The sequence below is a fragment of the Rhizobium sp. SG2393 genome (genome assembly GCF_042610495.1).
Classification (GTDB): Bacteria; Pseudomonadota; Alphaproteobacteria; order Rhizobiales; family Rhizobiaceae; genus RU20A.
On record NZ_JBHGAP010000001.1, the window covers coordinates 1,650,448 to 1,665,544 of the forward strand.

Annotated in this window: 15 protein-coding genes; 10 read left to right on the top strand and 5 right to left on the bottom strand. The window is 66.1% G+C overall.

Going from position 1 to position 15,097, the window contains the following annotated elements; translation table 11 throughout:
* Positions 1 to 17 precede the first annotated feature (17 nt).
* The gene (locus ACED18_RS07790; RefSeq protein WP_377290614.1) at positions 18 to 509 is read left to right on the top strand and encodes a DUF523 domain-containing protein; all 492 of its coding nucleotides are present in this window, start codon (positions 18 to 20) and stop codon (positions 507 to 509) included.
* Between the two features lie 22 nt (positions 510 to 531).
* On the opposite strand, the gene ACED18_RS07795 is transcribed toward ACED18_RS07790, so the two are convergent.
* Positions 532 to 1,200 carry a TlpA family protein disulfide reductase gene (locus ACED18_RS07795; protein WP_377290616.1) on the bottom strand — a complete coding sequence of 223 codons (669 nt, stop codon included), beginning with the start codon at positions 1,198 to 1,200 and terminating at the stop codon, positions 532 to 534.
* Between the two features lie 60 nt (positions 1,201 to 1,260).
* Between ACED18_RS07795 and argH the strand changes: the two genes are divergently transcribed.
* The 4 genes from argH to ACED18_RS07815 all read left to right on the top strand — a co-directional run bounded on the left by argH (position 1,261) and on the right by ACED18_RS07815 (position 7,173).
* Entirely contained in the window at positions 1,261 to 2,664 is a 1,404-nt protein-coding gene (argH, locus tag ACED18_RS07800; RefSeq protein WP_377290618.1) for an argininosuccinate lyase, read from the top strand.
* A 108-nt stretch (positions 2,665 to 2,772) separates the two neighbouring features.
* Positions 2,773 to 2,964 carry a lipoprotein gene (locus tag ACED18_RS07805; RefSeq protein WP_377290620.1) on the top strand — a complete coding sequence of 64 codons (192 nt, stop codon included), beginning with the start codon at positions 2,773 to 2,775 and terminating at the stop codon, positions 2,962 to 2,964.
* A 70-nt stretch (positions 2,965 to 3,034) separates the two neighbouring features.
* Positions 3,035 to 4,303, top strand: a complete 1,269-nt coding sequence (gene lysA, locus ACED18_RS07810) for a diaminopimelate decarboxylase (protein WP_377290622.1) — start codon at positions 3,035 to 3,037, stop codon at positions 4,301 to 4,303.
* 191 nt (positions 4,304 to 4,494) lie between these two features.
* Entirely contained in the window at positions 4,495 to 7,173 is a 2,679-nt protein-coding gene (locus ACED18_RS07815; protein WP_377290624.1) for a TIGR02302 family protein, read from the top strand.
* Positions 7,174 to 7,464: 291 nt separating this feature from the next.
* Here the strand turns inward: ACED18_RS07815 and ACED18_RS07820 are convergent, their stop codons facing one another.
* From ACED18_RS07820 to ACED18_RS07830, 3 genes are all read right to left on the bottom strand, one after another.
* Positions 7,465 to 7,824 carry a response regulator gene (locus ACED18_RS07820; protein ID WP_377290626.1) on the bottom strand — a complete coding sequence of 120 codons (360 nt, stop codon included), beginning with the start codon at positions 7,822 to 7,824 and terminating at the stop codon, positions 7,465 to 7,467.
* 273 nt (positions 7,825 to 8,097) lie between these two features.
* Positions 8,098 to 8,640: a hypoxanthine phosphoribosyltransferase gene (gene hpt / locus ACED18_RS07825; RefSeq protein WP_377290628.1), complete on the bottom strand. Its 543-nt coding sequence runs from the start codon at positions 8,638 to 8,640 to the stop codon at positions 8,098 to 8,100.
* Between the two features lie 101 nt (positions 8,641 to 8,741).
* A complete protein-coding gene (locus tag ACED18_RS07830) occupies positions 8,742 to 9,437 on the bottom strand; it encodes a hypothetical protein (protein ID WP_377290630.1) in 696 nt (231 codons plus the stop codon).
* A 267-nt stretch (positions 9,438 to 9,704) separates the two neighbouring features.
* Here ACED18_RS07830 and ftsE point away from each other — a divergent pair, with 267 nt between their 5' ends.
* From ftsE to ACED18_RS07850, 4 genes are all read left to right on the top strand, one after another.
* The gene (gene ftsE / locus ACED18_RS07835; protein ID WP_377290632.1) at positions 9,705 to 10,364 is read left to right on the top strand and encodes a cell division ATP-binding protein FtsE; all 660 of its coding nucleotides are present in this window, start codon (positions 9,705 to 9,707) and stop codon (positions 10,362 to 10,364) included.
* A complete protein-coding gene (locus ACED18_RS07840; RefSeq protein ID WP_377290634.1) occupies positions 10,357 to 11,370 on the top strand; it encodes a cell division protein FtsX in 1,014 nt (337 codons plus the stop codon). The genes ftsE and ACED18_RS07840 overlap by 8 nt, the downstream gene beginning before the upstream one ends.
* Positions 11,371 to 11,527: 157 nt before the next feature.
* Positions 11,528 to 12,211, top strand: a complete 684-nt coding sequence (locus tag ACED18_RS07845) for a YdcF family protein (protein WP_377290636.1) — start codon at positions 11,528 to 11,530, stop codon at positions 12,209 to 12,211.
* A 133-nt stretch (positions 12,212 to 12,344) separates the two neighbouring features.
* Entirely contained in the window at positions 12,345 to 13,148 is an 804-nt protein-coding gene (locus tag ACED18_RS07850) for a lysophospholipid acyltransferase family protein (RefSeq protein WP_377290638.1), read from the top strand.
* Positions 13,149 to 13,163: 15 nt separating this feature from the next.
* Here ACED18_RS07850 and ACED18_RS07855 read toward each other — a convergent pair whose 3' ends face one another.
* A complete protein-coding gene (locus ACED18_RS07855; RefSeq protein ID WP_377290640.1) occupies positions 13,164 to 13,712 on the bottom strand; it encodes a gamma-glutamylcyclotransferase in 549 nt (182 codons plus the stop codon).
* A gap of 257 nt (positions 13,713 to 13,969) precedes the next feature.
* Here ACED18_RS07855 and ACED18_RS07860 point away from each other — a divergent pair, with 257 nt between their 5' ends.
* Positions 13,970 to 14,989 carry a DUF2125 domain-containing protein gene (locus tag ACED18_RS07860; RefSeq protein WP_377290642.1) on the top strand — a complete coding sequence of 340 codons (1,020 nt, stop codon included), beginning with the start codon at positions 13,970 to 13,972 and terminating at the stop codon, positions 14,987 to 14,989.
* The last annotated feature ends 108 nt before the right edge of the window (positions 14,990 to 15,097 follow it).

The following is a 15,097-nucleotide window of genomic DNA, read 5'->3' on the forward strand; positions in this document are numbered from 1 at the left end:
CCGGGCGGGAGAGCGCAATGGACCGCATTCTCGTCAGCGCCTGCCTGATGGGTGAACAGGTCCGCTACGACGGAAAGGCGAAACCCCTCGCCCACCCGCTCCTCGACCGCTGGCGGCAGGAAGGTCGTCTCGTCTCTCTCTGCCCGGAAATGGCCGCCGGCCTGCCCGTGCCGCGTCCACCGGCCGAGATCGCGGGTTCCGGGGGCGGGGCCTCGGTTCTGGACGGCAGGGCAACCCTGGTCGAAAACACCGGCCGCGACGTCACCGCCGCCTTCCTGCTCGCTGCCGAACGGGCGCTGGCCGTGGCGCGGCAGAATGACTGCCGCTTCGCGCTGCTGATCGACGGCAGCCCCTCCTGCGGCTCAGGCGAGATTTATGACGGACGTTTCGCCGGGGTAAAGGTCGCCGGTCAGGGCGTCGTGGCAGCACGACTGATGCGTGCCGGCATCGCGGTCTTCAGCCACCGCGATATAGAGGCTCTGGCGGCGCGGCTCGACGCCCAGCCTTGAGGCCTGAGCGCCGGAGAGCAGATCAGCCCCCCACCGCCGCGCTCACCAGCGCCTTGGCATCCTCGCTGTCCCAGGCCGCCGGGCCGTTCATCGCGCCGATGAGGCAGCCCTTGCCGTCGATCAGCATCGTCGCCGGCAGGCCGAAGGCGAGGCCTTCCTTTTTCAGCACGTTGAAAACGCCCATGCTGGCATCGCGGTAAAGGCCGAGCGCATCGACGCCGGTCTCCGTCAGGAAGGTCTTCGGCTTCTCGTCGTCGCCGATGTCGATGTTGATGGCAAGCACCTGGAACCGGTCGGAGCCCTTGGCCTTTTCAAGCCCGTTCAGCGCCGGCATTTCTTCGCGGCAAGGCACGCACCAGGTGGCCCAGAGGTTGACGAGCAGCGTCTTGCCGGAGAAGTCGGCGAGCGTCATGTCCTTGCCGGTGGCATCCTTGAAGGTCATGGGCGGCAGGCTGCGCGGCGTATCGACGGCATTCATGGCCGCCACCTGCCCTTTCAGGAACGGCTTGATGGCCGCGATCGTGCCGCTCGCGGCCGCGCAATCGCCCTGAACGGCGGCCGTTTGCGTGGCGCCACCATTGCCAGCACCCGTTTCCCTGACGTATACGGCAGCCGCACCGGCCACGATGCCCGCAAGGGCGGCGAGCGCGAGATAGCGTCTGGGCGGCAGCGTCGATTTTCTGTCGTTCAAGTCCTGTGTCTCCAAGGCGGAACCGGGGTCGCGGACGGCACTTTTGAGGGCGGGTTTCCCATGGCTGACGGCACATCCGAGAATGTTTCCTCCAACCAGATGTGGGGCGGTCGCTTCGCTTCCGGTCCGGATGCGATCATGGAGGAGATAAACGCCTCGATCGGCTTCGACAAGAAGCTCTATGCCCAGGACATCCGCGGCTCCATCGCACATGCGACCATGCTCGCCCATCAAGGCATCATTTCGGCCGAGGACAAAGACAAGATCGTTCACGGCCTGAACACGATCCTGTCGGAGATCGAGGCCGGCGGCTTCGAATTCTCCCGCAAGCTTGAAGACATCCACATGAATGTCGAGGCCCGCCTTGCGACCCTCATCGGCCCCGCCGCCGGCCGCCTGCACACCGCCCGCTCGCGCAACGACCAGGTGGCGCTCGATTTCCGCCTCTGGGTGAAGGAAGAGCTGCAGAAGACGGAGAAGGCGCTGACCAGCCTCATCGCGGCCTTCCTCGACCGCGCCGAAGAGCACGCCGAAACCGTCATGCCCGGCTTCACCCATCTCCAGACCGCCCAGCCGGTGACCTTCGGACACCACTGCATGGCCTATGTCGAGATGTTCGGCCGCGACCGTTCGCGGGTGCGCGATGCGATCGTGCGGCTCGACGAATGCCCGATCGGCGCGGCGGCACTCGCCGGCACCGGCTATCCCATCGACCGCCACATGACGGCCGCCGCACTTGGCTTCCGCGAGCCCACCCGCAACTCCATCGATACGGTGTCGGATCGCGATTTCGCGCTGGAATTCCTGTCGATCGCTTCGATCGCGGCCACGCACCTGTCGCGGCTGGCCGAAGAGATCGTCATCTGGTCGACGCCGCAATTCGGCTTTATCCGCCTGTCGGATGCCTTCTCCACCGGCTCCTCCATCATGCCGCAGAAGAAGAACCCCGATGCGGCCGAGCTGGTGCGCGCCAAGACCGGCCGCATCAACGGCTCGCTGATCGCGCTCCTGACCGTCATGAAGGGCCTGCCGCTCGCCTATTCAAAGGACATGCAGGAAGACAAGGAACAGGTCTTCGACGCCGCCGAGAGCATTGAACTCGCCATCGCCGCCATGACCGGCATGGTGCGCGACATGACGATCCGCGCCGACCGCATGAAGGCCGCCGCCGGCTCCGGCTATTCGACCGCGACCGACCTGGCCGACTGGCTGGTGCGCGCCGTCGGCCTGCCCTTCCGCGATGCCCACCACGTCACGGGCCGCGCCGTCGCGCTCGCCGAACAGAAGGGCTGCGACCTCTCCGAACTCTCGCTGGAAGAGCTTCAGGCCATCAACCCCGCGATCACCGACGCCGTCTACGACGTGGTGACGGTGGAAGCCTCCGTCGCCAGCCGCAAGAGCTTCGGCGGCACCGCGCCGGTGGAAGTGCGCCGGCAGATCGCCTGGTGGCGCGAGCGCGTCTGAGCGCTCCGCCCAAAGCCGGAAACAGGCCCTCTACAAGCGGCGCCAAACCGGCTATGAGAAACGTCAACTGGCTTCCCGCGCGGGAGCATCCGGAAGGACGACGGACACATGAAAGCACTGAAGATCGGGCGTCTCGCGCTCCTCGCCGCGGCACTCGCCGTTGCCGTGAGCGGTTGCGGCCGCAAGGGCGACCTCGACCCGCCCGGCACACCGGCTGACCAGATCAACCGGAATGCATCCAAGGACGAGAAAAAGACGGCGCCAGAAGATCGCCCCTTCCTGCTCGATCCGCTCCTCTAGATTTTTGCGCCAGATCCGGGCCGCGCCACCGCGCCCCGCTCCGGCAAGGCCCTGAACGAGACCTGATCCCGTGAACCACTTCGACTATCGCGATGGCATCCTCCATGCCGAGAATGTGGCCGTTTCCGACATTGCCCGGGCCGTCGGCACGCCCTTCTACTGCTATTCGACGGCAACGCTCGAGCGCCACTACACGGTGTTCGCAAAAGCCTTCGCCGATGTCGATGCCCTCGTCTGCTATGCGATGAAGGCCAACTCCAACCAGGCCGTGCTGAAGACGCTGGCCGCCCTTGGCGCTGGCGTCGATGTCGTCTCCGAAGGCGAGCTGCGCCGCGCCGTTGCCGCCGGCGTACCCGCCAACCGCATCATGTTCTCCGGCGTCGGCAAGACGGTGCGCGAGCTGGACTACGCGCTGGAAGTCGGCATCTACTGCTTCAACGTCGAGAGCGAGCCGGAGCTGGAAGTGCTGAACGCGCGCGCCGTGCGCCTCGGCAAGCGCGCGCCGGTCTCCTTCCGCATCAATCCCGATGTCGATGCCCGCACCCATGCCAAGATCTCGACGGGCAAGAAGGAAAACAAGTTCGGTATTTCCTACGATCGCGCCCGCCACGTCTATGCCCATGCCGCCACCCTTCCGGGCATCGAGGTCACCGGCATCGACATGCATATCGGCAGCCAGATCACCGAGCTGCAGCCCTTCGACCATGCCTTCCGCCTGCTGCGCGAGCTGGTGGACCTGCTGCGCGCCGATGGCCACACGATCGAGCATGTCGATATCGGCGGGGGCCTCGGCATCCCCTACAGGGACGACAACAATCCGCCGCCGCTGCCCGACGCCTATGCCGACATCGTCAAGAACCAGCTGGCCGGCCTCAACTGCCGCATCGTCACAGAGCCCGGCCGCCTGATCGTCGGCAATGCCGGCATTCTCGTCACCGAAGTCATCTATGTGAAGGACGGCGGCGACAAGACCTTCATCATCGTCGATGCCGCCATGAACGACCTCATCCGCCCGACGCTCTACGAAGCCTGGCACGAGGTGCGTCCGGTGAAGATCTCCGCCGCCAATGCGCCGCGCATCCGCGCCGATGTCGTCGGCCCCGTCTGCGAGACCGGCGACTATCTGGCGCTCGACCGCGAAATGGCGACGCCGCGCCCTGGCGATCTGATGGCGATCAGCTCGGCCGGTGCCTATGGCGCCGTGCAGGCCGGCACCTATAACAGCCGCCTGCTGGTGCCCGAAGTGCTCGTCAAGGGCGATCGTTTCCACGTGATTCGCCCGCGCCTCACCTACGACGACCTGATCGGCCTCGACAGCGTGCCGGACTGGCTCGCCTGACCACGGCAGCCTCAGTGGCCTGGACGACATACCCACGGGCGCCCGCAAAAACGGTGGGCCGTGTGGTCTTCCCGTTCACGTTTGCGTTCGCGCCCTCGTCTTCGCCACAAAGACTGTTATCCTCGATGCAATGAAGGGCACGCGTCGCCGGACGATGGCGGCGCTGGCCCGGACCGACGAGGAACCGACGGATGACGACTGCCCCGCCGCCCGCGCCCGAAAAGGCCCCGCCGCTCACCCGCCTGCTGGCCGGCAAGCGTGTTGCGGCGCGCGCCGTGCTGCTGGCAGAAGCCGTGGCGCCGAAGCTGCTGCTGCCGGTCTCCGTCCTCCTGCTTTTCGTCGCCGCCGCCTGGTTCGGCCTGTTCCGCCTGGCGCCCTTCTGGCTGCATGCCGGCGCCCTTGCCGCCTTCGCGCTTGCTTTCGTCGCCTCCCTCCTGCCACTCGCACGGATCCGCCTGCCCGCCCCCGAGGCCGCCGACCGCATGCTGGAGGCCCGCAACGGCCTGCGCCATCAGGCCATCCGCATCCAGGACGAAACCGTGTCGACCGGCGGTCCGGCGGCCGAAGCCCTGTGGCGCGAGCATCAGGCCCGCATGGCGCGCACCATCGGCACGCTCTCGGCCGGCACGCCGCAGCCGGACCTGCCCCGCCACGACCCCTTCGCGCTGCGCGCCGCCCCCGTGCTGATCGCCGCCCTTGCCTTCGCCTATTCCTACTCCAACCGCGCCGGCTTCCTCTCCGATGCCTTCCACCTGCCGGAACCGGCCGTCGTCAAACCGGACCTGCGCATCGATGCCTGGGTGACCCCGCCGGCCTATACGGGCAAGGCGCCCGTCTTCCTGACTGGCGAACAGGCCGCAGCCGCGCCGGATGCAAAGCCGGTGCTCACCGTCCCGCAATTTTCCGAAGCCACCGTGCGCCTGTCCGGCGGCGGCAATGCGCCCGTGAGTTTCGAGCCGGAGAGCGGCGGCCCGGGGATCGCGATCGCCGCGGAGGAGCGCAAGCCGGAGAAAGTCGCAGAGGGCGCCAAGCCCGCCCCCGCCGCCCCGCCCGCGCAGCAGAGCGCGGCCGCGAAGCCCGGCGCGACCGGCGCCGAAACGCACCTCTACAAGATCGACCAGCCGGGCACGCTCGTCGTCGGCGCCGAGCGCTGGCGCTTCGCCATCACGCCCGACAAGGCCCCGGAAATCGCCTTCGACGGCCAGCCGAAGACGACGGTCGCGGCAGCGCTGGAGATCGGCTTCCTCGGCAAGGACGACTACGGCATCACCGAAGCCTGGGCGGAGATCGTGCCGCTCGACACACCCGCCGCCAATGCCCGCCCGCTCTACCCGGCGCCGGAATACCGGCTGGACCTGCCGCGCCGCAATACAAAGGATGTCAAGGGCCTGACGAGCCGGAACCTCAGCGAACATCCGCTCTCCGGCAAGCCCGTGCGCATCACCCTGGTGGCCAAGGACGCCGCCGGGCAGGAAGGCCGCAGCCAGCCGCAGGAGATGGTCCTGCCGGCCAAGACCTTCTACGAGCCGCTGGCCGGCGCGATCGCCGAACAGCGCCAGATCTTCGCGCTCGATGCAAACCAGGTGCCGCGCGCGCTGGAACTCAACGATGCGCTCGCCATCCGCGCCGACGAAACGATCCCCAACGTCACCCATTTCCTCGCCATGCGCTCGGCCCGCAACCGTCTGGCGCTCGCCTATAATGACGACATGCTGCGCGAGGCCGCCGACTATTTCTGGGAAGTCGCGCTCGGCATCGAGGACGGCAATCTGTCGCTTGCCGAACGCCGCCTGCGCGATGCCCAGCAGGCGCTTCAGGATGCCTTGAAGAACAATGCGTCCGACGAGGAAATCGCGCGCCTGATGAAGGAACTGCGCGAGGCCATGCAGGAATTCATGCAGGCTCTGGCCGAACAGGCCGCCAAGAACCCGCAGAGCGCCATAAACAATCCGCAGATGAACAACATGCTGCGCCAGCAGGATCTGGAGCGGATGATGGACCAGATCGAGAATCTGGCGAAATCCGGCGCCCGCGATCAGGCCCAGCAGATGCTCTCCGAACTGCAGCGCATGATGAACAATCTGCAGGCTGGTCGCCCCCAGCAGGGGCAGCAGGGCGAGCAGAACAACGCCATGCGCGAGCAGATGGACAAGCTCGGCCGCCTGATGCAGGAACAGCAGAAGCTGATGGACGAGACCTTCCGCATGGACCAGGCGCTGCGCGACCGCCAGCAGCGCGGCGATCCGCTGCAGGGCGAGGATGACGAACTCTTCGGCCAGGAACCGCCCGAGCAGCAGCCCGGTGACAATGGCCAGCAGCAACAGGGCGAAAACGGCCAGCAGCAGCAGAACCCGCTCGACAACATGACAGCCGAGCAACTGCGCGAGGCGCTGAAGCAGCTGCGCCAGCGCCAGGAAGGGCTCGGCAAGGAACTCGGCGAATTGCAGAAAGGCCTTGAAGGCATGGGCATGAAGCCCGGCGAAGGCTTCGGCAAGGCGCAGAGCGAAATGGGCAGCGCGGCCGAAGCGCTTGGTCGCAGCCGTGGCGAACAGGCACTCGGCAGCCAGGGCCGCGCCATGGAGGCGCTGCGCCAGGGCGCGCAGGACATGATGAACCAGATGCAGGCACAACAGGGTCAGGGTCAGGGTCAGGGTCCCGGCACACCGCAGATGGGCCGCAACGGCCGCGACCCCCTCGGCCGCCAGCAGCAGAACATGGGCCCCGATTTCGGCGAACAGGTGAAGGTGCCCGACGAGATCGACACCCAGCGCGCCCGCGAAATCCTCGAGGAAATCCGCCGCAAACTGGGCGAAAACGCCTCGCCGGAACTGGAACGGCAATATCTGGAGCGGTTGCTGGATATTCGGTGAGATGCGGGTGAGCGCAGCAGCGGCTCGCTGGCGCTACATCATCTCACGCTCCGGCCGCGCACTCGGCGGCAGGATTGGGAAAGCGCTCCCCCACCCGCTGTCATCCTCGGGCTTGCCCCGAGGATCCACATCCGCGGTCGCGATGCGCAGCATGGATGCTCGGGTCAAGCCCGAGCATGACGGAGATTGGGGCGTCCATTGGCGAAATCAAACCCGTGAGTTTCGACCGGAACCAGAAATCTCGCGGAAAACGCCGCCTCGCGGCAGACCGCGGCCCCTCGCCTGACGCGTTCAGGCGGCCAGCGCCACCGCGACGGCCTTGCGGATATCGGGCAGGCTGAACGGCTTGTCGACTACATCGATGATGCGTTGGGCGAGCTTTTCGCAGCGCTCGCGCTGGTCGGCATAGCCGGTCATCAGCAGGATCTTCATGCCGGGCCGCGTGTCGGAGGCCTTCCAGGCGAGTTCGATGCCGTCCATGGCGGGCATGCGGATATCGGACAGCAGGAGATCGAAGTCCTCGGCCGTCACGCGCTCCAGACCTTCGGCGCCATCGGCGGCTTCCACCACCTCGTGTCCGTCGAGCTTCAGGGCGCGGGCGACGAAGGAGCGCAGCGCATCCTCGTCTTCGGCGATCAGAATTCTGGCCATCATGGTCTCCATGTCTTGAAGGCTGACCTCGGATCATCCACCCCGGCATCATGCCGAAAGCCGGTCATCCGGGGCTGCTCTTGAGCGGCAGCAAAGCCCTGCGCACAGGATCGTGCCGCCCCAAAACACCACCGAAACCTTTTCGTTCGGTAAAGGAGAGACCGTGGTTTCCCGCTTGGCAAACAGGAGATGAAGAGGCGCGAAAGGCCGTTAATCCCTTCGCATCATGGCCCGGCCGGCGGCACCACGGCCGGATGCCGCCCGGCAGACGCCTCAGGCGTCGCCGGTGACCACGCCCACGAAGGGCAGTTCGCGGAAGGCATAGGCGACATCCATGCCGTAGCCGACGACGAAATGATCGGGGCATTCGAAGCCGACGTAATCGGCGACAAGATCCACCTGCCGCTTCTCCGTCTTGTCGAGCAGGACGGCGATGGTGACGTTGCGTGCGCCGCGCTCGTACATCAGTTCCTTGGCAAAGCGCAGCGTGCGGCCGGATTCGAGGATATCGTCGATCAGGAGCACGTCGCGGTCCTTCACGTCGCTGTCGATGTCCTTGATGATCTTCACGCCGCGCGACACCGTGCCCGTGCCGTAGCTGGAAAGCGTGATGAACTCGACCTCGGGCGCAAGGCCCGCATGGTGCAGGGCGCGGATCAGGTCTGCGGCGAAGATGAAGGAGCCCTTGAGAACCGAGATGACCAGAAGATCGTCGGTCGGGCCGCGCATGATCTCCTGGGCGAGCGACAGGTTGCGCTCGGCGATCACTTCAGCGGTGAACAGGGGTTCGATAGTCTTTCCGCGCACGACGGGCATCGGCTCACTCCGGTTTCAAAGCGGTGCAATTGGCATGTCCAGCAAAAGTGCGTCAGCGGCTTTGCATCCGGACTGCGTAAAGGAGATGCGCGTAGCACGGTTCACCGGGCCGCAACACCCTGCGGCGCAACGGAAAGGGCAAGGCCGGACACTTTTCCACCTGCATGTGGCAGCCGCGCCGAAAAGGCGCGCGCCTCGCCCGGCGCGATCAGGTCGCTGCCCGGCGGAACCTCGCCCAGAACGACGCGCCGGCCGCCGGAAAGCACCTCCACCTGCACGCCCGGCATGGCAAGCGGCACAGCCGTCGTGTTCTCGATCGAGCCATAGACGGTGAGCACCTTCAGCCCGCCGCGATCCTCCACCATGTGGCCCTGCGTGGTGATGGCAAGCGGAGCGCGCGCCGCGGGTGCGGCAGCCTTCGGCGCCGACGCGCTAGTCAGGGCAAGCGCAAAGGTCAGGGCCCCGCAGATACCTACGACAGCCGTGAACACCCAAGCCGACATCCCGCGCAGCCGACCTTCGGCCCGGCGCACCGCACCGCCGGCAAGAAATGCCGCGGCCATATCGCCCGGCCGCGCGCCGAAGGCATCCGGCACGCGGGCATTGTCATTGCCGACGGAAAAGGCTGGCCGGCGCGGCGCGGCGCTCTCCACGATCGTCTCGAAGGTGACATCGATCACGTCGGACGGGCGCGCCCGCAAGGCGCGGCCAGCCACGCGCACGGCCTGTTCCGGCGGAATGACGTCGGCGGCGCGGGGGTCATGGGAGGTCTGGCGGCGGTCGCGGAAGCTTTGCATGGCACTCTCCCCGCCCGCAATGCCGGCGCAAGGAAACGCAGCGCAAGATGCAGGCATTGAAACCAATCTTTCCAACACGTAAACGGAATTGGTTAATGCATTGCAAACCGCCTTCAAACCGGCCGGTTTAACAGGCAGGAAACGAGATCGGCCCCGAATCAGGGGACAATCGCGGCGCGCATCGCGGGGAAACGGGAGGACGGCCGGATCGCCGTCCAGTCCGGCATCCGTCGCTCTGGCGCCGCACAGGACATCTGGAACGAGGCGTTGATTCAATTCGAAAATGTCGGTCTGCGCTATGGAATGGGGCCGGAGATCCTCCGCGACCTCACCTTCACCATTCCCGGCCGCTCCTTCCAGTTCCTGACGGGCCCATCCGGCGCCGGCAAGACGACGCTGCTCAAGCTGCTCTTCCTGTCGCTGAAGCCCACGCGCGGCCTGATCCGCATGTTCGACCGCAACATTTCCTCGATCCCGACCGACGAACTGCCCATGCTGCGCCGGCGCGTCGGCATCGTCTTCCAGGATTTCCGCCTGCTCGATCATCTCACCACCTACGAGAATGTCGCCCTGCCGCTGCGCGTGCGCGGCAAGGAGGAGTCGAGCTATCGCTCCGATGTGATCGAACTCCTGAAATGGGTCGGCCTTGGCGAGCGCATCAATGTGCTGCCGCCCGTTCTATCGGGTGGCGAGAAGCAGCGTGCGGCCATTGCCCGTGCCTTGATCGACCAGCCGGAAATCCTGCTGGCGGACGAGCCAACCGGCAACGTCGATCCGCCCATGGCCCGGCGGCTGCTCAATCTCTTTCTGGAATTGAACCGCCTCGGCACCGCCGTCGTCATCGCCACCCACGATTTTTCCCTGATGGACCAGGTGGATGCCCGGCGCCTCATCCTCTCCGAAGGGCGGCTCGACATCTATGAGTGACAGCAAGGCCGCCGAGACCGCAAAGACCGCCGCGCCGGCCGCCCGCCGCATCGAGATGAAGGTGCGGCCAACCGGCCCGATCGTGCCGTCGACCAATGTCTCCGGCAAGGCGCTGATGGCCGTCATCGCCATCATGTCCTTCCTCGCCTGCCTCACCCTCGGTGCCGTCAGCATGGTGCGCTCGACGGCGCAAAGCTGGCAGAGCCAGATTTCCCGCGAGATCACCATCCAGATCAAGCCGGCCGAAGGCCTCGACATGGAAAAGGCGCTGGCCGACGCGCGCGATCTGGCGCTCACCTTCAACGGCGCGCTCACCGGCACCATCATGGACCGCGAATCGACCGCGCGGCTCCTCGAACCCTGGCTCGGCGAAGGCCTCGACATCGGCGAACTGCCCGTCCCGCGCCTCGTCATCGTCACCATCGACGAGAACAACCCGCCCGACTTCACCGCCATGCGCAAGGCGTTGAAGGAGATGATCCCGCAATCCTTCCTGGACGATCACCGCACCTGGGTGGACCGTCTGGTGGCGATGGCCAACACCACGGCGCTGATCGGCACCGGCGTGCTCGTGCTCGTCTGCTCCGCCATGGTGCTGACCGTCATCTTCGCCACACGCGGTGCCCTGTCGGGCAACCGCCATATCGTCGAGGTGCTGCACTTCGTCGGGGCGGAGGCAAGCTTCGTGGCCTCCGAGTTCCAGAAGCACTTCCTGAAAATCAGCCTGAAAGGCGCCGGCGCCGGCGGCATTGCCTCGGCGCTCGCCTTCATGGCGGCAAGCTACTGGCAGGCCGCACGGCTCGCCACGCCGGAAAGCGACCAGACCAACGCGCTCTTCGGCTCCTTCACCATCGGCTGGACGGGCTATGCCGGCATTTTCGCCATCATGCTGGTGATCGCCTTGCTGACGACGGTGACAGCCCGCGTGACGGTGATGCGCACCATCCGCGAAATCGACCAGATCCGCTCCGATCCGGCCCGCAGCGACGGACTGCCGCCGTCATGACGCGCTGTCACGCGCCTGTCATCAAACATCGGAATAGGTCAGGAATCACGGCTTGGCATCCATCCCGAGGCCGCCGCAATGTCGGGCTAGATGCGAATCGGCGACGATGCCGTGCGGGATCTCCCCGTCTTCGGCGGGCGGACTGAAGCGGATGGAGATGGATCAGCAAACGACGGAACGGACAGAAACGACACGGCGGCGGCGCGGCCCCGTCCGCCGTTTTGTGCGCTTCGCTTTCTATGCCCTTCTCGTCGTCGGCGCGATTTTCCTCGGTGGCTTCCTCTATTTCGCCGATGTCGTGGCCGCGCTGCAGCCGCCGGACAGACCGAAGGCCGATGCGATCGTCGTGCTGACGGGCGGCTTCCAGCGCATCGACCAGGCCGTGGAACTCCTGAAGTCCGGGGCCGGCGAGCGCCTCCTGATTTCTGGCGTCAACCCCTCCACCAGCGGCAGCCAGATCCGCCGCAACACGCAGACGCCGCGCGATCTCTTCGACTGCTGCGTCGATATCGGCCGGCAGGCGATCGACACGATCGGCAATGCCAACGAGACGGCGCGATGGGCGCGCGGGCGCGGCTACGGGCGCGTACTGGTCGTCACCAACAATTACCACATGCCGCGCAGCCTGCTAGAACTGCGCCGCGCCGCGCCCGACATCGAGTTCATCGCCTTCCCCGTCGTCAATTCCGACCTCAAGACCAGCAACTGGCTGAGCAACCCGATGGCGCTGAAGACGATCCTGCTCGAATATATCAAGACCGTCGCCGCCACCGTCCGCGACGCGCTGGGGGCCGGCCGCTCCAATGGCCTGCGCGCCGATCTCGGCGGCACGGGCACCTGAGACGCCAAATCCGGGTCAGCCGCCCGCGACCATCACACGCACGGTTTTCGCAGCGCCGATAATCGTGTAGGCAGCGGCAAGACGATGCCTCCCGGCCGGGCCCCTATTCCGGCCTCCGCACGAAAGCCTACCGATGATCCGCCTGCGCTCGATCGCCTTCAACACGCTCTTTTACATGAACCTCATCATCCAGATGATCGTGCTGACCCCGGTCTATTTTCTGCTGCCGCGCAAGATGGCGTGGTTCGTGCCGAAAAACTGGGCGCGCTCCAACAACTGGCTGTTCAAGACCATCGTCGGCACGACCTTCGAGATCGAGGGGCTGGAGAACATCCCGAAGGACGGCAACTACATCTTCTCACCCAAGCACCAGTCCTTCTGGGATGTCTATGCCCTGCTGCCCTGGTTGTCGGACCCGTTCTACATCCTCAAGCGCGAGCTGATGTGGATTCCGCTTTTCGGCCAGTACGTGATGAAGCAGCGCATGGTGCCGGTGAACCGCGCTGCCCGCGGCCGCGAAATGGCCGCTGTCATGGCGCGCGCCCGCGAGGAGATGGCGACCGGCCGGCAGCTGATCATTTATCCGGAGGGAACCCGCAAGCAGCCGGGTGCGGCTCCCGACTACAAATACGGCATCGCACGCCTTTACCGCGATCTGCAGGCGCCGGTATTGCCCGTCGTCATGCATCCCGGCCTCTTCTGGCCGCGCCGCTCGACACTGCGCTATCCCGGCCATTTCAAGGTGCGCATCCTGCCGCCGATCGCGCCGGGGCTCGACCCCGACACCTTCTTCGAGCAGTTGAAGGAGACGATGGAACGGGAAAGCGACAGGCTTCTCCTCGAAACCGTGGCGGCCAATCCACACGTGCCCCTGCCGCCGGTGACGGCCGAGCGGGTACGCACGCTGAAGGCAGCAGGCCGGCCGGAAGCGGCCTGATCCGGAGACGGGCGTTCAGGCCGGACGCCCGGCCATCTGCCGGGCGCGGGCCGCGACATCTTCCAGCCAGCGGTCACGAATGCCCATGTCGCGCATGTGGCTGACCGTGTTCAGCACGTAGTCGATATTGGCGCCGGACCGCCCGACCGCCTCGGCCACCACCCGCGCCGCCTCCTCGACAGCCAGCGCACCGGCATATTGCTGGTGGGCGCGATCGATGATGTAGCCAAGCGCGCTGACGCGCTCGCCACCCGCCAGCAGAACGGAAAGCTGGCGCTCCTTGTAGACATGCGTCACGAGCTCGCGCTCGCGCAGATAAGCGACGACGGACTCGCGGTGGCCGGGCGCGATGCGGAAGGCGGCGCCGAGGCAGGAGCCGCCATAGTCCAGGCCGAGCACCAGGCCAGGCGCCGCCTCCGTGCCGCGATGCACCCAGGAGCGCACGCAGAGTGCCCGGCGATATCCATGCACGCGGGCAAGCTGGCGCTCCTCATAGGGGAAACCCGGGTTCCACATCAGCGAGCCGTAGCCAAAGACCCAAAATTCGTCCATATCGGGTACCACTTGTCGATCCGGCACATCCCGTCGTCGTCGCGTTCCGAAGAGAATCGACGAAGGCAAGCTGGCCGGGACAGGAAGGGCGATCGCCCTCCATCTCTTTCATCAACCCCTTCTATCGCAAAAGCGCCGCGACAGGAACGACCGGACGCGCGAAATTGCGAGAAGATAGAACGCGTTACAGTGAGGCGCGCGGCCGTGGCGAAAAGCCTTGCGGCAGATGCGTCAAAGACCCCACGGGTCGTCACCCGATCGGAGCCTTGATGTCCCTTTCCACCGATCCCATGCCCGCCGATGGCGACAGCGGCGCCAGCCGCAAGATGCTTCGTCTCTTCATCGGTGTTGTCGTCTTCATCGCGCTTTATACCGGCCTGTGGTTCCTCGCCGCCCGGCAGGCTGAAAACTACGTGACGCGGCTTCTGGCCGTTGCCGGTGCCGATGGCCTGTCGGGCCAGTGCGCGGGCCTGAAGGTCTCCGGCTATCCGTTCCGCATCGGCCTGTTCTGCGACAACGTGAAGCTCGATGATGTCAGCATCGGCGCCTCCTTCACGTCAGGTGCCCTGCGCAGCGCCGCGCAAATCTACAATCCCGGCCATTCCGTCATCGAACTCGACGCGCCCGCCGAATTCCGCATGACGCCGGACCTCGCCGTGACCGCCAACTGGGATCGCCTGCGCGCCAGCCTGCGCGCCGGCCTTTCCAGCATCTCCCGCTTCTCCAGCGAAAGCGACAATCTCGCCGTCAATCTCAGTCTGCTGACGATCGGCGAAACCGGCCGCCTCACGGCAGCCCACGGCGAATTCCACGCCCGCCAGAACGGCACCGCGCTCGACGTGGCTGCAAGCCTCGACAAGCCGGTGCTGACCATCGGCGGACAGCCGCTCACCGCCAGTGCCGTCTCCGTCGATATGACGCTCGCCGACAAGGCCGGGCTGATGAACTACGATATGGCGCTGCCCGACGGCATCGATCAGGATGCCGGCACGCTAAACCGTGTCGCCGTCGATCTCGGCAACGGCATGACCGGTGATCTCTCCGGCCCCTTCACCGTGGATGGCGATGGGCTGGTCTCCGGCGAATTTACGCTGGCCATGACCAATCTCGAGGGCTGGCGCCAGGCGCTCGCCGCGCTGCTGCCGGATGACCGCGACACCATCGACAACGTCATGAACGCCATCAAGGCGCTCTCCGGCCAGAAGGACCGCGCCAGCGTGAAACTGACCGCGCGCAAGGGCACGGTATTCCTGACACTGATCCCGCTGTTTGTGATTCCGCCTTTGTGAAGCTTCGGGCCTGAGATGGTGAGGGTTGGAGCAATCCCCCTCATCCGCCCTTTCGGGCACCTTCTCCCCGAGGGGAGAAGGGTAACTTGGCAGCGGCAGCGCCCCACC